The sequence below is a fragment of the Lacrimispora sp. 210928-DFI.3.58 genome, assembly GCF_020554865.1.
Taxonomy (GTDB): domain Bacteria; phylum Bacillota; class Clostridia; order Lachnospirales; family Lachnospiraceae; genus Enterocloster.
The window spans coordinates 107,467-125,178 of record NZ_JAJCIC010000005.1; the positions used below are offsets into that span (position 1 = coordinate 107,467).

Genomic DNA, 17,712 nt, shown 5'->3' on the forward strand with positions numbered 1-17,712 from the left:
GAGGTGCTGTGTGGAAAGATATCGTAGAAAATTGGAACAGGACAATTCCATAGACAACAAGCTGCAGGAAATGTTTGGCTTCACGGACGAGATGCTGTTAAAAGAATTTGAAGATGCCAGCAAGAACCGGGCTCCCTTACCCATTCCCGCCCCACCTTCTAACGAATTTGAGCTCATTTGGTCCAGGATCCAGGAGGAAAGTTCCAAAGAAAAAGAAACAGAGCACGAAAAGATTATCAGACCCAGGTTCAGATGGAAGCGGGTAGCGGCGATTGGGTTGATTGCATGTATTCTTGCGGGAGGTGGATGTTTTGTAGCGGTAGGGAAAAAGTCGTATTTTTATAGGGAGAGGCCGGGAAGTGCTGTAGGCGCAGTATATAACAATGATTCAAATATGTCAATGGTTGACAGAGAAGAAGAAGCATATGCATTAATAAATGAAAATTTAGGAATTAAGCCCTTAAAAATATCCTATAGACCATACGAGATGTCTTTTAGCAACTTGGAGATCAATGATGGATATGCGAGAATGAGATTTGAATATGGGAAACAGTATATGTATTTTGTTCAATCGAAGTATGAAAAAACAGTCTCATATAAATTTGATTCTGATAAGGAGTATAGTGACTCAGTTGAGAATAAGTGGATAAATCAGAAATTTATTATTGATAAAGAAGAACTAAAAGACGGTTCAATTCATTATTCTACAACGATTGTTATTGATGGGGTGTACTACAGCTTTTTAGGAGTTATGGAGGAAACTGAATTTAAACAAATAATATCTAGAATGACATTTTAGGGAGAATAAGTATGAAAAGAATACTAAAGATAATTTTATGCGTAATGTTAGTGAATACCGTTCTTTGTATCAATTCATTTGCAGCACCATATGATCCTAATAATTATACATCAGTTAATGAACCTTCAGAATTATTACCTCCAGGAGTAAAAAGTTCTAGAGTTTCGGAATTGGCTACACGCAGAGGGGACTTTTTTGCAAGAGCAGATTTGGTAATTAGCGATGAAGGCAATGGAGATGTAGGTGCTTTTGCAAAGGCGTACATGAATTATGATGTACAAGCAGTATACATTACTATCTATTTAGACCGATTGGATAAAGAAACAAACAGATGGCAGCAGGTAGATTACTACGATGCTGAATTCTATGCAGCGGATTACCCAGATGGCCTTTCCGATCCTACAGTAAACCACATATTTGAAAATCAAAAGAAAGGAAATCACTACCGCTTACGTGCGACTTTCTCAGCCTATGACGGTCAAACCTTTGAAGGCTTTACCCCAACGACAGACGGCATTTTGATCCAATAGCCAATATAAACCAACATAAAAACTCCTGAGTCCCCACAATCTCCAACGGGCCCTCAGGAGTTTCCTGATTTTTGGATAATCAATCTTTTTTTCTTAATTATTTACCTATTCTACTCACATCCCCTTATACTGCTTCAACGCCCTAGCCAGCTGATCCGGGCAGGAGGTTGGTCTGGGGCCGCAGTGGATGCCGTCGAGGCGTCTGATGGCATCATCGATATCCATGCCCTCAAGGAGCTTTGATAAGCCCTGAGTGTTGCCGGAGCAGCCGCCGAAGAATTGGACATTGGTTAATTTATTATCTTTTACGTCAAAAGCAATTTCTCTTGAACAGACATTTTGTGTTCGATATCTCATTGTGTAGCCTCCTGAAAACCATTTCTGTATAACAGATTATGCCCTATGAAGGTAAGAATGTCAAGTGAGATTCCGTCTGCATCCTCGGAAATACAAAATACGAGCGTTGTTGAGATTCCGCATGTTGCGTTGCTCCAGCCGTCCTCCCGGCAGTCACAGCACAAAATGCAGAAAGTCATGGCAAGCTTTCCCTTGAAAAACAACCTGTTTCCGTTATAATAGATAGAGGCAATGCAGCTGTGAGAGTACAAAACAGCAGGCAGATCATAACAAATAAGCGAAGAGACAAAAACCAAATACAGGAGGTTCATACATGTTAGGTATCATTGGCGCTATGGATGAGGAAGTAGCGAAGATCAAGGAGCAGCTGGAGGATGTGCTGGTGGAGACCAGGGCAGCGATGGATTTTTATAAAGGAAAGCTGGATGGGAGAGAGGTTGTTGTGGTGCGTTCCGGTATCGGCAAGGTAAATGCGGCCATGTGCACGCAGATCCTGGCAGACATCTATGGGGTAAGCGGCATTATCAATACAGGGATCGCCGGTTCTCTGAAGGCTGAGATCAATATTGGAGATATTGTTCTGTCTGAGGACGCTCTTCAGCACGATATGGATGCCACAGGCTTTGGCTATGAGCCCGGACAGGTGCCCAGGGTGGATACTCTTTCCTTTCAGGCAGATAAGGGCCTGATCGGGCTGGCAAAGGACTGCTGCAGCAGGGTGAATCCCGATATCAATACCTTTGTGGGCCGTGTGGTCTCCGGGGACCAGTTCATTTCTGATAAGGCAAAGAAGGAATGGCTTGTGAAGACCTTTCAGGGCTACTGCACAGAGATGGAGGGAGCTGCTATTGCCCAGGCCTGCTACTTAAATGGCATTCCATTTCTGATCGTAAGGGCGATTTCCGATAAGGCGGATGACAGCGCTTCTGTAGACTATCCGGCATTTGAGGCCCAGGCCATTGGGCATTCCGTTAATCTGCTGACAGAGATGATCCGCTGCTATGAGGAGTAGCATACGGATACACTAAGACTTTCAACCTGAGATTCAAAATCGTTTTTTAGGAGAATTTGACGAACGATTCTAGGCTCTCTCAACTTCCCAAATCCAAAACCGTTGCTATAATAGACCTTACCGGGAACGCCTGACTGCAGGGGCGTTTTCCGGGAGGCGGAGATCAGGGGACATGGACTCATATCCCGCCGAAAAAATAATAGAAACGGGAAGGAATCCGGGAAGAAAGGGGAGCTTTTATTATGATGAGCTTTTTACAGACGGGAAAGGCATTGTATGTGCTGGCAGCAATCTGCCTGGCTGGTGTATTCAGCAGGCTGATGGCAGGAAGCTTCTACAAAGGATTAATCAAAGAAAGTACGAATCTGGCGCTGACAAAGAACAAATATCTGCGCAATTTAAAGCAGAGTGCAGAGGATACATACAGGATCAATCAGGGCATGAACAACACGCGTGTATATCTGGAGCGTCAGATATATGGCCTTCGCATGCTGGGCTTGTCTGTCAGAGGTTTGGACAACCTCTCCGGGCAGCTGACGCTTCTCTGCTTTTTGGCAGGAGGCGGAGCAGCCTTTCTCTCTTATTGGTACAGAAGCGATAATTATTATATTGTGCTTTACGGAACCGTAGGTATCCTGGCAGGGATGTTTACCATGCTGGTGGACTACGGGGTGAATCTGGAGGCAAAGCGCCAGCAGCTGTTGACCTGCCTTCAGGATTATATGGAAAATGTGATGTGGCCGCGGCTTAACAGGGAAGGCGGAGATTATACACCGGCAGCTGCAGCAGAAGGGGAGCACAGGGAACCGGCGGCTGTGCGCTCTATCGGAAGGGAACGCCGTTTCAATAATAATACAAGAAGAGGGCTGGAGCAGGCGGCTGCCAGCAGGGAAAACAGCAAAGAAAAGAAGGAGGACAGGTCAGGAGAAAACTGGCTCCAGGACTTAAATCCCGACCAGAAGCGGATGCTGGGGGAATTGCTCAAGGAATTTATATCTTAGCAGGGAAATATGCAGGGTCACAGCAACAGTTCCAGGGAAAGACAGTGAAAGACTTTGCATGAAAGGCCCTGAGGGACGGCAGCTGTTGAGCTGACCATAGAATGATACTTTCAGGCCGGTTCCATCCGCAACGGAGCACGTATTATGTTTGAAATGATGATTCATGTTGAGGAAACCCATGTGGTGATCCTCCTTGAAGAAAGATGGCGTGGATACCGATGGTATGGACGGACTTGGAGAAAAGAGCTGCATAAGAGATCATGATCATATAGCAAGGGGGAAGTCTGAGAGCGGGCTTCCCCTTATTCTTCAATCACCTGGATCTCCAGAAAATCAAAATCAATCGCTTCAATAAAATTATCCTGGGTAAAGCGGGCCTTGTCGTGGCGCTGAAACTCGCGGATGGTGGAGTCAAGCCAGATAGGCTTTCCCAGGTCGAACTGGTAACAGAGCTCGTCCAGTGCATCGAATACCATCTGTGTTCTGGACAGGGAGTAGTCGCTGTTGCAGCTCACAGAGTCCTTTACCAGATGATTATCCTTCATGATCTTTCCCCACATTCTGAACATAACAAGGCCTCCTTTTGATCTTACAGCGTTGGACTTTTGAAGCCTGCCCTTTGGAAGGCCGGCTGAGGTTTAAGTATAACACGGCTGCCGGAATTTTTGAAGGGGTTTGCAATTTTTTACAACATCCCTTGTTCTGAAACCATATTTGTAGTAAGCTATAAATAACGTAAAACAGGGCCCAAGGAGATTGTCTGAGGGCTGCAGCAAGGAGGAAATCCAGGTGGGACAGGCTATTACTGATTATGCAAGGTTCCTGGCAGATGCCAGGGATGCAGTATACCGTCTGAACTGTGACCAGAATACAGCCAGCCAGCTGGCGGCCCAGGAGGACAAGCAGGAGAGAGAGCTGGAGGCAGCAAAGAAGGCTGTTGCCGACTCCATCAGCCAGACCATAAAAAAGCGTCTGGGGGAGATCAATTCCAGCTATGACAAGGAGATTGGAAAGGGTCAGGACAGGCTGAAAAAGGCCAGAGCAAAACGGGAAAAAGCGAAAAACAAGGGCATGAAGGAGCGTATTGCCGAGGAGACCGGCGAGCTTAGGGAGCACAATAGGGAGCTGAAAGTACAGATGCGCACTCTGTTTCAGAAGGAGCGTGTTCCGGCTGTCTGCAATACGAATTTCTACTATGCACTGTACTATCCCAGAGGGCTGAAGGAATTCGGCATTCTGCTCTTAACGCTTCTCATATGCTTTTTGGCGGTTCCCTGCGGTATCTATTTTGCGATCCCTCAGAGAAAGATCGCTTATCTGATCGCAGTGTATTTTGCAGATGTGCTGGTCTTCGGCGGGCTGTATGTTATGGTGGGGAACAGGACAAAGATGCGCTTTCAGGATGCCCTGAAAAAGGGACGCGCCATCCGCAATACCTTGAGATCCAACGGAAAGAAGATCAAGATCATCACCCGCACGATCATGAAGGACGGGGATGAGGATCTCTATGATCTTGAGAAATACGATGATGAGATCGCCTGTGCAGAGCAGGAGCTGGAGGAGATCACCTCAAAGAAAAAGGATGCACTGAGCACCTTCGAGAATGTGACAAAGAATATCATCTCCGATGAGATCGCAGGCAGCTACAAGGCAAAGCTCGACAGTCTGGAGCAGGAGCTGGAGGAGACGGCCCGCTCCCTGCGGAAACTGGAGACGCAGATCAAGGAGCAGAATATCCATATCACAGATACCTACGGTCCCTATCTGGGAAAGGAATTTCTGGAGCCGGATAAGATCAGTGAGCTTTCAAGGCTGATCCAGAGCGGAACAGCGTCCAATATAACAGAGGCCATCGAGTTTTACAAAAACAGCCGGACAGAAAAGACTCCGGCAAAAGCCGCGCAGCCATAAGCGTAAGGCCGCGGCAGGAAGGGCAGCGGTCATAAAAACAGCTTAGGAAAATAAAAATCCCTGTCCGGCAGGAAGAGGCATATAAAAGGATATGCATCTGCCGGATAGGGATTTACTTTTGCGAAGCAGTGAGCCGTAAGCCCCCGGAGAGGGCTGTTTGCAGTTTATATGGACACCAGATGATACTTCACCTGATTTGCAGTCAGCAGCTGGGCCTCCCTCTGATGGCAGGTAAAGATAATGATCTGATTGTCATAGGCCTTCACAAGCCATTTTAATGCAACCTTCAGGCGCTCATCGTCATAGAGCACAAAGCTGTCGTCAAAGATCAGGGGCATGGGCTCTCCATCCCCCTGGACCAGCTTTGCGGCAGCCAGGCGGACAGCCAGGTAGATCTGGTCCATAGTTCCGCTGCTGACCTGGGAAATAGGCACCAGGCGTGTGGGCGTGTTCATGGAAATGTCCAGATTCTGGTCAATGCTCATGCTGGTGTAGATCCCGCCGGTGATCCCTGCGATGAGCTCGGAAGCCGTCTTATTCAGATACAGTCCAAAGGAATCCCGGATGGAGGTGGACAGGGCCGTCATGGTATCCAGGGCCAGATCAATGGCATCCAGCTCCTCCTGAAGGCGTTCATTTTCAGCCAGAACCCGCTTTAGGGACTCCGCCTTTGTCTTGCACTCATCCAGATGGGCAAGCTTCTGCTCCAGCTCCCATTGGATGCGCTGCTGCTTTTCAATCTCCTCTGTACAGCCCTCTTCCCTGGACTGGAGTCCGCTGATCTCATCGGTCAGCTGCTTTAAGGTCTCCTCAGACTGCTCCACTGCCTTGCTGAGACGCAGGAATTCCGCCATCTTTTCCTCCAGCGCCGTCATGGCCTCCGGAGAAATGGAGGAATCCCCCAGATGCCGTGCAAAGATCTCCTGCAGCAGGCGTGTGCTGGTATTGAGCTCCTTTTTAAACCTGCTGCTCCTGCCAAACAGAAGGATGGCCAAAGCCAGGGAAATGGCGGAGAAAACAGCCAGCACGCCCGCAGCCGCGGCCATGGGCACCGGGGGGCTTACAATGCTTTGAACCACTTCAGGCGCTGCAAGGCAGAGTGCCGCGCTGCCGCCGCAGGCCGCCATCACAAGGAGCATGAGCAGGGCGAAAACTGTCCTGGATCTGCGGCTGCAGGCCTCCCTGGCGCTCTCGTAGCCGGAATAGAGGATTTTGGTGTCATTCATATATTTCTGGACAGAGGCCTGGTCGGAGAACTGGCTGTTTAACAGGATCTGCCGTCCCTTCACTGTTTTTTCAAGCAAAGCCTCCTTTTCCTTCTGCCGTCCCTCCAGCTCCTTTTTCACCTCGCTCTTCTTCGAACGGAAGGAGGTGAGCTGATTCGCATACTGGGGAGCAGAGATCTCCTGCTCGATCTTTCTGATCTCTCCCAAAAGGGAGGTGTAGCTTCTGGCAGCCTCCGGCACCATCTGATTTTCAAACTCCCGGCGCTGGGATTTCAGATAGGCGCTGGCTTTTGTAATATTTAAGGCAATGCTGCCGGAGGTATTGAGGTTGGCGATGTAATTGCGCAGCTCGCCTACCATTCCCTCCTCGGTAGCGCATTTCAGCTGCCCGATGCTGATGGTATTGCTGTAGGAGGTCTCCGACAGCCCGCAGCGCAGCTTGTCCCAGAGGGCCTTTGTGGGCTCCTCCGGCCGCCCCAGGGTTTCATTGATGATGGACAGGCTCTTATTTCCCTTCTGGAATCTCCGCTCAATGCGGTAGACCTGGCCTTCGCACTCCAGGCGCATCCAGCCCTCATAGGTGCCGCTGTTCCTCCAGGGCTCATATTTGGAGTAGGTGTCATTTTTGGAGGCGCGTCCCCGCTGCTTCTCGATGCCGAAGAGCATTCCCTTGATAAAGGTGTGGAGGGTAGACTTTCCGGCCTCATTTTTCCCATAGACAACATTGAGCCCGTCCTGAAAGGATATGTCCATATTGTTGAATTTTCCAAAGCCGTCAATGTGCAGGCTGAGTATTTTCATGGGTTTTAACTCCTTTCGTCCGTGGTGTGCAGCAGGGCATTGACTCCGTAATGCAGGGCCTTCTTCTCCACAGGGCTCATCTGCTCCTTTTGGAGCGCCTGGATAAAGAAGCCGATCATATCGCTGGAGTGCTCCGCAAACAGGGCGGAGAAGTCATACTGGGGTTCAGAGTCATCAATGATCTCTGCGATCCGAAAGCGCGCCATGAGAGGCTCCAGGTCAAAGGAAATGTCGGGATCCCTCATTCCCTTGATGCGGAAGCGGTAGATATTCTGACTGCCTCTGGCTTCGATCTCCCGTGCGATCCTGTCGGACAGCTCGCCGTTTGTGGTGTTCTTAGAAATGCTCACAGCCAGAGGAATGTATTGAAGGCTTGCAAGGGGGATGAAGTCCAGCTGTGTGATCTTCCTGGTGACAGGATGGATCTCCCCGGCAAAAAAGCCGTGAGGCCCTGTCTCTGTCAGGTCAAGAGGCTCCGGGGAGCCGCAGTAGGCCATTTTCCGCTCGGCCAGGACCTGGGGCTTATGGATATGGCCCAGGGCAATGTAGGAAAATGGAGACAGCTCCAGGCTGTTGTAGTTCATGGGCAGATGAGAGGCATCGCCTCCGTGGGCCATGAGGATCTGTATCCGGTTGTTTAACGGCACCTGGATATCCTCCAGCAGAGGCGACTTGATCTCAGCCGTGTGGTAGCTGAAGCCGTAGACCTCCGTGTTAATATCCTCAAAATAGACAGAGGTCAGCTTCCCATCCATTAAAAAGGTCACATTGGGAGCCCAGGTAAAGCTCAAGAGGGCGGAATTATCCCGGATCCGGTCATGATTTCCGGCTATGAGAATGACTTTGACAGTAGGTATGGTGGAAAAGAGGTAGTTGACCTCCTTCAGATCCTTCATAAGGGGCTGCCGGTGGAACAGATCGCCGCTTATGAACAGACAGTCCGCGTCCATATCCTTTGCATGGGCGACAATGGCCCGGAAGGTATCCTTGATGGCCTGGGCACGCTCCTTGCCCCAGGGCTTACCTGCGTCAGGGCACATGCCCCAGTGGATATCTCCTGTGTGGATGAATTTCATGTAGGCCTCCTCTGATTACAAAGTGCCAGGCCCCTGACAGGGCAGGCGCCTGGCGAGATGTGAAATCAAACATGAAAGAACGGTTACTTATAATTCGCAGTTATTCACAGTACGTGGGAAGGGGATCACGTCGCGGATGTTGGACATGCCTGTGAGGTACATCACGCAGCGCTCAAAGCCCAGCCCAAAGCCTGCATGGCGGGTGGAGCCGTATTTTCTGAGGTCAAGGTAGAAGCCGTAGTCCTCTTTCTTAAGTCCCAGTTCGTCCATCCTTGCAACCAGCTTCTCATAGTTGTCTTCCCTCTGGCTGCCTCCGATGATCTCTCCGATGCCCGGCACTAAGCAGTCCACAGCGGCAACCGTCTTGTTGTCCGGGTTCAGCTTCATGTAGAAGGCCTTGATCTCCTTCGGATAGTCTGTGACAAAGACAGGCTTCTTAAACAGCTGCTCTGTCAGGTAGCGCTCATGCTCCGTCTGAAGGTCGCAGCCCCAGGATACCTTGTAATCAAACTGGTCATTGTGTTTTTCAAGAAGCTCGATGGCCTCTGTGTATGTCACATGGGCAAACTCGGAGTTTAATACATTGTTCAGGCGCTCAAGCAGGCCCTTGTCCACAAACTGGTTGAAGAAATTCATCTCCTCCGGCGCATGCTCCAGTACATAGCGGATGATATATTTTAACATCCCCTCTGCCAGGCGCATGTCATCATCCAGATCTGCAAACGCCATCTCAGGCTCGATCATCCAGAACTCAGCCGCATGGCGGGTGGTGTTGGAATTCTCAGCACGGAAGGTGGGGCCGAAGGTGTAGATATTGCGGAAGGCCATGGCATAGGTCTCACCGTTTAACTGTCCGCTTACGGTGAGGTTGGTTGGCTTGCCGAAGAAATCCTTTGTGTAATCGACCTTTCCGTCCTCTGCCTTAGGAATATTGTTTAAGTCCATGGTGGTTACCTGGAACATTTCGCCTGCGCCCTCACAGTCGCTGCCTGTGATCAGAGGAGTGTGGACGTACACGAAATCCTTCTCCTGAAAATACTGGTGGATCGCATAGGCGATCAGTGAGCGCACGCGGAATACGGCCTGGAAGGTGTTGGTGCGCGGCCTTAAATGGGAAATAGTGCGCAGGTACTCAAAGGAATGGCGCTTTTTCTGCAGAGGATAGTCCGGTGCAGAGGGACCCTCCACTGTGACCTCTTCTGCCTGGATCTCAAAAGGCTGCTTGGCCTGGGGAGTTGCCACCAGGGTTCCCTTTACGATAATGGCAGTGCCTACGCTGAGCTTAGAAACTTCAGCAAAATTCGCCAGGCTGTCGTGATAAACCACCTGCAGTGTCTCAAAATAAGTGCCGTCACTTACAACAATAAAGCCAAAGGCCTTAGAATCGCGCAAGCTGCGTACCCATCCCCCGATGGTGATCTCTTTGTCTAAAAATGTTTCCGGATGCTTGTAAAGTTCTCTTACGGTGATCAGATCCATGACTGATATCTCCTTTTCTCCTATTATTTAACGATGAAAGTATCCCCGATCCCCCAGAAATTCTGCGGTAAATAAATACATACAACGTGATTATATGATATTTCCTCCAATGTTTCAAGGCTTATCTGCCCAGTTATCTTTCCTTCCGCTTCCTATTATAATGCGGAAAAGAAAACCTGCCAGCGAGAGGAATATTTTGTGGTACCGGGGGCATGATAGCTACAAGATATGGAATCTAGTCAAAAAAAGAGAAAAATCGAGTGGAAATGTCGGAAAAATGCACAAAAACAATGAAATAAATTTAAATATTTATGTACTATTTATGGAGTTTGTGATATAATTGAAATTACAAAAATTTCAACAGCAAGAGGTGATAACGTGATTAAGAAAGAAATGATTGCCATGCTTTTAGCTGGCGGACAGGGAAGCCGTCTTGGCGTACTGACACAAAAAGTAGCTAAGCCGGCGGTATCTTTTGGGGGGAAGTACCGAATCATTGATTTTCCGCTGAGCAACTGCATTAACTCCGGCGTAGACACAGTCGGCGTATTAACGCAGTATCAGCCATTACGTTTAAATGCCCATATCGGAATTGGTATTCCGTGGGATTTGGACAGAAATGTCGGCGGTGTGACGATCTTACCTCCATATGAAAGGAGCAAGGGCAGCGACTGGTATACAGGTACAGCCAATGCGATCTATCAGAACCTTGAGTATATGGAAGCATATAATCCGGAATATGTACTGATCTTATCAGGTGACCATATTTATAAAATGGACTATGAAGTAATGTTAGATTACCACAAAGCCAACAATGCGGATATCACCATTGCTGCTATGCCTGTACCAATTGAGGAGGCCAGCCGTTTCGGCATCCTGATCACAGACGAGTCCAACAGGATCACAGAATTTGAGGAGAAGCCTCCTGTTCCCAGGAGCAACTTAGCTTCCATGGGCATTTACATTTTCAGCTGGCCGGTATTAAGGGAAGCCCTGATCAAGATGAAGGACGAGCCCGGCTGTGATTTCGGAAAGCATATCATCCCATACTGCCATGGAAAGGGCGAGAGGATCTTTGCCTATGAGTACAACGGCTACTGGAAGGATGTAGGCACATTGGGCTCCTATTGGGAAGCAAATATGGAGCTGATCGACATTATTCCTGAGTTCAATCTCTATGAGGAATACTGGAAGATCTATACAAAGAGCGAGGTTATACCGCCTCAGTTTATTTCCGCTGACGCAAAGATCGAGCGCAGCATTATCGGGGAGGGCACAGAGGTTTACGGAGAGGTTGTCAACTCCGTGATCGGAGCCGGAGTCACGATCGCAGAGGGCGCAGTTGTGAGGGATTCCATTGTTATGCAGGGAGCCTCTATCGGCGCAGGTGCGAAGGTGGAGAAGGCCATCATTGCAGAGAATGTAAAGATCGGCGCAGGCACAGAGCTGGGCGTAGGCGAGTACGCAACCAGCACATACGATCCGAAGGTATATCAGTTCGACCTTGTTACCATTGGTGAGAACTCTGTGATCCCTGAGCATGTTAAGATCGGTAAGAATACAGCCATTGCAGGCGAGACGACCGCAGACGACTATCCTGACGGATTACTGGCAAGCGGAAATTACATTATAAAGGCAGGTGGCGTAAAATGAGAGCAATCGGAATTGTATTAGCAGGTGGTAACAGCAAGAGGATGCGCGAGCTTTCCAACAAGAGAGCAGTGGCTGCCATGCCGGTTGCAGGAAGCTACCGCAGCATCGACTTTGCACTGAGCAATATGACAAACTCCCACATCCAGAATGTGGCAGTGTTCACACAGTATAATTCCAGGTCCCTGAACCTTCATCTGAGCTCCTCCAAATGGTGGGATTTCGGACGTAAGCAGGGCGGCCTGTTTGTATTCACTCCATCTATCACACCGGAGAACGGTGACTGGTACCGCGGCACGGCAGATGCATTATATCAGAACCTGACATTTTTAAAGAACAGCCATGAGCCATATGTGGTGATCGCAGCCGGCGACGGCGTGTACAAGCTGGACTACAACAAGGTACTGGAATATCACATTGAGAAGAAGGCAGATATCACGGTTGTTTGCAAGCACATGGAGGAGGGCACAGATGTCACCCGCTTTGGCTGTGTGAAGCTCAATGATGACGGACGCATCATTGATTTCGAGGAGAAGCCCATGGCTTCCGATGCCACCACCATCTCCTGCGGTATCTACGTGATCCGCAGAAGGCAGCTCATCGAGCTGTTGGAGCGCTGCGCAGATGAGGACAGATACGATTTTGTAAATGATATCCTGGTGCGCTACAAGAACTTAAAGAGGATCTATGCATATAATCTGGAGGGCTACTGGAGCAATATTGCTTCTGTTGACTCCTACTATAAGACCAATATGGATTTCTTAAAGCCAGAGGTGAGGGATTACTTCTTTAAGCAGTATCCTGATATCTACACAAAGATCGATGATCTGCCTCCGGCAAAGTACAATCCAGGCGCCTATGTAAAGAACAGCCTGATCTCCAGCGGATGTATCTTAAACGGTACAGTGGAGAATTCCATCCTGTTTAAGAAGGCCTATGTGGGCAATAACTGCGTGATCAAGAATTCCATCATTCTAAATGATGTCTACATTGGCGACAATACCGTGATCGAGAACTGCATCGTAGAGAGCAGAGATACCATCCGCGCGAACACGACCCATATCGGTACGCCGGAAAATATCAAGATCGTTGTGGAGAAGAACGAGAGATATACATTATAATACGCACAGAGCCAAAGCTGTGCGTGGGGAGCACGGCTTCTGGAACGCTGAAACGGAAGGGGAAGACACATGCAGGTTACAGACGTGAGAGTGAGACGTGTAGAGAAAGAGGGGAAGATGAAAGCTATCGTTTCCATCACCCTGGACAACGAATTTGTTATTCATGACATCAAAGTCATTGAAGGGGAGAAGGGCTTATTCATAGCAATGCCAAGCCGCAAGGCAGCAGATGGAGAATACCGTGACATCGCTCATCCTATCAACTCAGGTACAAGGGATATGATCCAGACGATCATACTCAATAAATATGAGACAACCCTGCTGGAGAATGAGGCTGCTGAGAGCGGGATGGCATAAGCGCCATAACCATACATGAGAATGAAGTGCGATGTAGAAAGTCGTGGACCGGCCGAGAATCTCGGCTGCGTTCCACGGCTTTTTTATTACATGAGGAAGCTCCTCCGGAGCCTCCTGCGTATATAGTTGTCTAATTATGCATTTTATTTACAGTTTTTTTATGTTAAAATAAGTACAGCGTTATACAGTAAACCTACATGCGCCCGCAGCAGACGTGCTGCCGCACCATGAAAATCTGGAGGGCGCATTGGGCATACCTGAATTTAGTGCCGCCTTACGGCGGCGATGTTTCCACAGGAATAAGACGAGAGAAGGTTTTTGCTATATGAAAAAGTCCCGTATATACATCAGAATGTTGCTGGGTTATATTGGAATACTTGCGATACCGATACTGATTGGCACTGTCCTTTATACCTACACTCTGGCTGTAACCCGCCGGCAGGGGGAGAAAATGAACCTGGGAATGCTGGAAATGGTCAGGGATGAGATGGACCAGAGGGTAGATGAGATTGGGAGGACAGCCCAGAGAGTGGCTTGGGACTTCGAGGTACAGAAGGCCTCCAATGTAAAGGGCCAATTTGGGGAAGAGGATCAGATGCTGCTGTACCGGATATACCGCAGCCTTAATAATATTAATATTTCGGAATCTCTGATACAGGATGTTTTTATCTATTTTAACAATACCCAGTATGTGGTCAGTATGAATGGAAACATGGACGCCTCCCTGTTTTATGATCTGTATTATGCCGGGCCGGAGGTTTCTTTTGAGAGCTTCCGGGATTATATGGGAGAGATCCATTTTCAGGATATCTGGATGATTCCCAATAAAAGAAATATCAGCACCATGCTCTATAGTATGACAATTCTGAACCTCGGCTCCTATGGAGGGGATGCAACGATTGTAATTGCAGTGAATACCCAGGCCTTTCAGACACTTCTGGATTCCATGAAATGGAATGAGGATATGAATATCCTGATATTTAATGAATCAGGGGATGTTATGACCAGCAAGGGCGGAGACGATCTGGTCACACAGCTGAAATATGAAGAGCTGGAAGAGGGAGATTATCAGAAAAGAGAGCTTTTGGGGGAGAGCTGTGCAATGGCTGTCAGAAATTCTGGAAATTCTGATTGGAAGTATGTGACAGTCATTCCTGAACGGATATTTGAAAATATGCTGATCAGGATCAGGAATTATTCCCTGCTGGGCCTTTTTGCCTGTATCCTGCTGGGATTTTTTATATCCCGGTATTTTGCCCTTAAGCATTATAATCCCATTAAGAATCTAATGGAGACCTTTAAGGGACATGTGAAACAGCCCATGGATCAGGGGGAGGATGAGTTTCAATGGCTGAAACGGCAGGCAGAGCTGTTTTTTATGGAAAAGATGGATTTGGACAGGATCCTTCATGATAATCAGAAAAGCCTGAAGAATTATTATTTGTACCAGCTTCTGGAAGCCTCTTTCCATGGAACGTTGGAGGAGCTGCAGGATCACAATATTGATCTGGGAGAGGGAGGCTTTTTGACAGTGATCTTTCAGATCAATTCTGAAAAAGAGGCCGAGCAGTCTCAGGAGCGGTCAGTTCTGGAAATGGAGCTGCGCCGTTTCATAGTGAATAATATATTTAAAGAACTGCTTGAGGAATATTTTAAGGTTGAAATGGTAGAGGTGGGGCAGGATCTGATCGCCATTATCAATATTCCGGAAGGCGTGATGGGATACGATGAATTTATCCGCAAAAATATTGAACAGGTGCAGCAGATGACAGAGAGGAAATTTGATTTCCAGGCCATCGCCCTTGTGGGAGACATCTGCCAGGGCTTGTACGGTATCCATACCTCTTATGTACATACAAGAGAGCTGACGGAATATGTACAGCTTTTGGAGGAGGATGTGATCGCCTATGAGGAGGTAAAGAACCGTCAGGTAAGATGTGAATATTCGATAGAGGCAGAGCATAAGATCATCAATGCCGTGAAGGCAGGGGATGCTTCTTTGGCAAAGGAATACATGGAGCAGGAGCTGAATAAGCATATTTCCCAGGACATTTCCGTAGAGACAGTCCGTTATCTTACCTTTGAACTGATGGGAACGCTGTTAAAGGGAGCAGAGGCAGCGGGAAGCGGACGCTTTGCCCAGACCCTGGATTTCGGACAGTTTTTCTCCCGGCGGGTATCAATAGAGGAGATGAAGCGGAATTTCTTTGGAGCAGTGGATACGCTGTGTGAAGAGATCGCCAGGGAGCAGAGGGAAAATGAGCAGGACAATTCCCTGAGCCGCCGGGTGGAGGATTATATTGAAAAGAATTTCAGCGACCCGGATTTAAATATCTCCATTACAGCCCAATATTTTGACATCACACCCTCATATCTGTCCTCTGTTTATAAGAAGCAAACAGGAAGAAGCCTTCTGGATTATATCACTACTCTGAGAATGAACCGTGCAGAAGAGCTTTTGCGGCAGGATTACAGTGTGCTGGAGGTTGCCAGTATGACAGGATTCAGGGACAGCAATACCTTTATTCGCCGTTTTAAGAAGAAAAAGGGTATTACACCTGGCCAATTAAAGAAAAATACCTAAAAAAGAAGATTGACTAAAAAAAATGCCGATTGAAAAATCGGCATTTTGCATATCCAGTTCGTTTCTTTCCTATATAAAATGGTGAATTTGGATGATAATATGAATTTACGAAAAACAAAGCGAGAAGGAGGAAACAAAACGTGAAAAAAAGAGTAGCAGCTACATTTTTAGCGGCAGCTATGGCAGCAGCATTAGCTGGCTGCGGCGGGGGAGCAAAGCAGGAAACAGCGGCAGCGGCTCCGGCAGAGCCTGTTGCAAGCGCAGAAGAATTTTCTTATCCAATGCCTGCAGGCGAAAAGGTGACATTCTGGGGCGAGCTGGGCAACACAGAGAGCCCCAACTACGCTAACAGGGGAGAGGAGCCCTTTGCCAAAGAATGGATGAAGAGAACAGGAGTGGATATTGAATTCCTTCATCCGCCGGCAGGGCAGACAAAGGAGCAGTTCAGCCTGATCCTGGCAGATGGAAACCTTCCTGATATGCTGGAATACAACTGGCTGATGGATTATCCGGGCGGCCCGGAAAAGGCCATCAAGGATGGAGTCATCATCCCATTAAATGATGTATTTGCACAGTATTGTCCGAATATCACAAAGTATCTGGAAGAGAATCCGGAGATCGATAAGATGATCAGGACAGATGACGGAAACTACTATGCATTCCCATTCATCAGAGGTGATGAGAGACTGTGCTATACCATTGGACCTATGCTGCGTGCAGACTGGCTGGAGAAGGTGGGCTTAGAGATTCCGACTACCATTGATGAATGGCATACCGTGCTGACAGCATTTAAGGAAGAGATGGGTGCTACTGCCCCCTTCTGCCCGGAGTATACACGTTTGGACCTGATGGAAGCAGATCCCTTTATGGCAGCCTATAATATAGGAAAAAATTTCTATGTGGATGATAACGGAGTGGTACAGTACGGCGGTGTCCAGGAAGGGTACAGGCAGTATCTGGAGACCATGCATCAGTGGTACAGCGAGGGACTGATCGACAGGGATCTGGCTACTTTGAAGTTTGACCAGGTAAATGCGAAGATGACAAACGGAAGTGCCGGAGCGACCATCGGATTTACAGGAAGCTATATGGGAACATGGATGAATGCGGCAACAGCCACAAATCCCGATTATCTGCTGGTAGCAGCACCGTTCCCAACAGTAGAAAAGGGTGCATTTCCTGAGTTTGGATACATGAGCGGCCAGTATTCAGGCAGGGCATCTACGGCCATCACCACATCCTGTAAGGATGTAGAGCGTGTGGCAAGGCTGCTTGACTATGCATACGGCGAAGAGGGACATATGTTCTTTAACTTTGGTATCGAGGGCGAGTCTTACAATATGGTAGACGGAGAGCCGGTATACTCTGACTGGGTAATGAACAATCCCGATGGATGGCCAGTATCACAGGCAATGTCCGCCTACATAAGAGGCAATACAAACGGCCCCTTTGTCCAGGATTACAGATATCTGATGCAGTATTATGCATTAGACTGCCAGAAGAACACGCCAGAGGTCTGGAACAGCAATATAAGGAAACACGTTCTTCCTCCAATCACCCCGACTTCGGATGAGAGCCGTGAGATGTCCGCTATTGTCAACGAGATCACGACTTACCGTGATGAGATGGCTCTTAAGTATATTCTTGGAAACGAGAGTCTGGATACCTTTGATGAGTATGTACAGAATATCAAAAATATGGGTCTGGACAGGGCACTGGAGATACAGAATGGAGCATTAGAGCGTTATAATGCCCGCTAAGGACAAAAGTGGAGGCGCCGTGAATATTGATAACAATGTTGCGGCGCC

General features: G+C 48.2%; 15 protein-coding genes. 10 read left to right on the top strand and 5 right to left on the bottom strand.

Features of this window, described 5'->3' with window-relative positions:
• The first annotated feature begins 10 nt into the window (after positions 1-10).
• Both LIZ87_RS05205 and LIZ87_RS05210 read left to right on the top strand, forming a co-directional pair.
• Positions 11-799 (top strand): hypothetical protein, encoded by a 789-nt coding sequence (locus LIZ87_RS05205; RefSeq protein ID WP_227145674.1) that lies wholly within the window; start codon positions 11-13, stop codon positions 797-799.
• A gap of 11 nt (positions 800-810) precedes the next feature.
• A complete protein-coding gene (locus tag LIZ87_RS05210) occupies positions 811-1,329 on the top strand; it encodes a hypothetical protein (protein ID WP_178317353.1) in 519 nt (172 codons plus the stop codon).
• A 114-nt stretch (positions 1,330-1,443) separates the two neighbouring features.
• Here the strand turns inward: LIZ87_RS05210 and LIZ87_RS05215 are convergent, their stop codons facing one another.
• Positions 1,444-1,686, bottom strand: a complete 243-nt coding sequence (locus tag LIZ87_RS05215; protein WP_178317352.1) for a TIGR03905 family TSCPD domain-containing protein — start codon at positions 1,684-1,686, stop codon at positions 1,444-1,446.
• A 313-nt stretch (positions 1,687-1,999) separates the two neighbouring features.
• Here LIZ87_RS05215 and LIZ87_RS05220 point away from each other — a divergent pair, with 313 nt between their 5' ends.
• Together LIZ87_RS05220 and LIZ87_RS05225 are read left to right on the top strand one after the other, a co-directional pair.
• Positions 2,000-2,698 carry a 5'-methylthioadenosine/adenosylhomocysteine nucleosidase gene (locus tag LIZ87_RS05220; protein WP_227145676.1) on the top strand — a complete coding sequence of 233 codons (699 nt, stop codon included), beginning with the start codon at positions 2,000-2,002 and terminating at the stop codon, positions 2,696-2,698.
• Between the two features lie 242 nt (positions 2,699-2,940).
• Positions 2,941-3,699 (top strand): hypothetical protein, encoded by a 759-nt coding sequence (locus tag LIZ87_RS05225; RefSeq protein WP_227145678.1) that lies wholly within the window; start codon positions 2,941-2,943, stop codon positions 3,697-3,699.
• Positions 3,700-4,001: 302 nt separating this feature from the next.
• On the opposite strand, the gene LIZ87_RS05230 is transcribed toward LIZ87_RS05225, so the two are convergent.
• Positions 4,002-4,268: a hypothetical protein gene (locus LIZ87_RS05230; RefSeq protein ID WP_178316167.1), complete on the bottom strand. Its 267-nt coding sequence runs from the start codon at positions 4,266-4,268 to the stop codon at positions 4,002-4,004.
• 220 nt (positions 4,269-4,488) lie between these two features.
• Between LIZ87_RS05230 and LIZ87_RS05235 the strand changes: the two genes are divergently transcribed.
• On the top strand, positions 4,489-5,610 hold the full coding sequence (locus LIZ87_RS05235; RefSeq protein WP_178316168.1) for a hypothetical protein: 1,122 nt from the start codon (positions 4,489-4,491) through the stop codon (positions 5,608-5,610).
• Positions 5,611-5,774: 164 nt separating this feature from the next.
• On the opposite strand, the gene LIZ87_RS05240 is transcribed toward LIZ87_RS05235, so the two are convergent.
• The 3 genes from LIZ87_RS05240 to asnS form a co-directional block, all read right to left on the bottom strand.
• On the bottom strand, positions 5,775-7,637 hold the full coding sequence (locus LIZ87_RS05240) for an ATP-binding protein (protein ID WP_227145680.1): 1,863 nt from the start codon (positions 7,635-7,637) through the stop codon (positions 5,775-5,777).
• Between the two features lie 5 nt (positions 7,638-7,642).
• The gene (locus LIZ87_RS05245; RefSeq protein WP_178316426.1) at positions 7,643-8,713 is read right to left on the bottom strand and encodes a metallophosphoesterase family protein; all 1,071 of its coding nucleotides are present in this window, start codon (positions 8,711-8,713) and stop codon (positions 7,643-7,645) included.
• An 87-nt stretch (positions 8,714-8,800) separates the two neighbouring features.
• Positions 8,801-10,192 (bottom strand): asparagine--tRNA ligase, encoded by a 1,392-nt coding sequence (gene asnS, locus LIZ87_RS05250; RefSeq protein WP_178316427.1) that lies wholly within the window; start codon positions 10,190-10,192, stop codon positions 8,801-8,803.
• A 378-nt stretch (positions 10,193-10,570) separates the two neighbouring features.
• On the opposite strand from asnS, the gene LIZ87_RS05255 reads away from it, so the two are divergent.
• From LIZ87_RS05255 to LIZ87_RS05275, 5 genes are all read left to right on the top strand, one after another.
• A complete protein-coding gene (locus LIZ87_RS05255; protein WP_178316428.1) occupies positions 10,571-11,845 on the top strand; it encodes a glucose-1-phosphate adenylyltransferase in 1,275 nt (424 codons plus the stop codon).
• On the top strand, positions 11,842-12,963 hold the full coding sequence (gene glgD, locus LIZ87_RS05260; protein WP_178316429.1) for a glucose-1-phosphate adenylyltransferase subunit GlgD: 1,122 nt from the start codon (positions 11,842-11,844) through the stop codon (positions 12,961-12,963). The genes LIZ87_RS05255 and glgD overlap by 4 nt, the downstream gene beginning before the upstream one ends.
• Positions 12,964-13,032: 69 nt before the next feature.
• Positions 13,033-13,320 carry a septation regulator SpoVG gene (gene spoVG, locus LIZ87_RS05265; protein WP_178316430.1) on the top strand — a complete coding sequence of 96 codons (288 nt, stop codon included), beginning with the start codon at positions 13,033-13,035 and terminating at the stop codon, positions 13,318-13,320.
• A 451-nt stretch (positions 13,321-13,771) separates the two neighbouring features.
• Positions 13,772-15,904, top strand: coding sequence for an AraC family transcriptional regulator (locus LIZ87_RS05270; protein WP_227145682.1), 2,133 nt, complete (start codon positions 13,772-13,774; stop codon positions 15,902-15,904).
• Between the two features lie 140 nt (positions 15,905-16,044).
• The gene (locus LIZ87_RS05275; protein ID WP_227145684.1) at positions 16,045-17,664 is read left to right on the top strand and encodes an extracellular solute-binding protein; all 1,620 of its coding nucleotides are present in this window, start codon (positions 16,045-16,047) and stop codon (positions 17,662-17,664) included.
• The last annotated feature ends 48 nt before the right edge of the window (positions 17,665-17,712 follow it).

Coding starts and splice junctions, on each gene's coding strand:
- LIZ87_RS05210 (WP_178317353.1), top strand. CDS start 811: ATGAAAAGAATACTAAAGATAATTTTATGCGTAATGTTAGTGAATACC.
- LIZ87_RS05215 (WP_178317352.1), bottom strand. CDS start 1,686: ATGAGATATCGAACACAAAATGTCTGTTCAAGAGAAATTGCTTTTGAC.
- LIZ87_RS05220 (WP_227145676.1), top strand. CDS start 2,000: ATGTTAGGTATCATTGGCGCTATGGATGAGGAAGTAGCGAAGATCAAG.
- LIZ87_RS05225 (WP_227145678.1), top strand. CDS start 2,941: ATGATGAGCTTTTTACAGACGGGAAAGGCATTGTATGTGCTGGCAGCA.
- LIZ87_RS05230 (WP_178316167.1), bottom strand. CDS start 4,268: ATGTTCAGAATGTGGGGAAAGATCATGAAGGATAATCATCTGGTAAAG.
- LIZ87_RS05240 (WP_227145680.1), bottom strand. CDS start 7,637: ATGAAAATACTCAGCCTGCACATTGACGGCTTTGGAAAATTCAACAAT.
- LIZ87_RS05245 (WP_178316426.1), bottom strand. CDS start 8,713: ATGAAATTCATCCACACAGGAGATATCCACTGGGGCATGTGCCCTGAC.
- asnS (WP_178316427.1), bottom strand. CDS start 10,192: ATGGATCTGATCACCGTAAGAGAACTTTACAAGCATCCGGAAACATTT.
- glgD (WP_178316429.1), top strand. CDS start 11,842: ATGAGAGCAATCGGAATTGTATTAGCAGGTGGTAACAGCAAGAGGATG.
- spoVG (WP_178316430.1), top strand. CDS start 13,033: ATGCAGGTTACAGACGTGAGAGTGAGACGTGTAGAGAAAGAGGGGAAG.
- LIZ87_RS05270 (WP_227145682.1), top strand. CDS start 13,772: ATGAACCTGGGAATGCTGGAAATGGTCAGGGATGAGATGGACCAGAGG.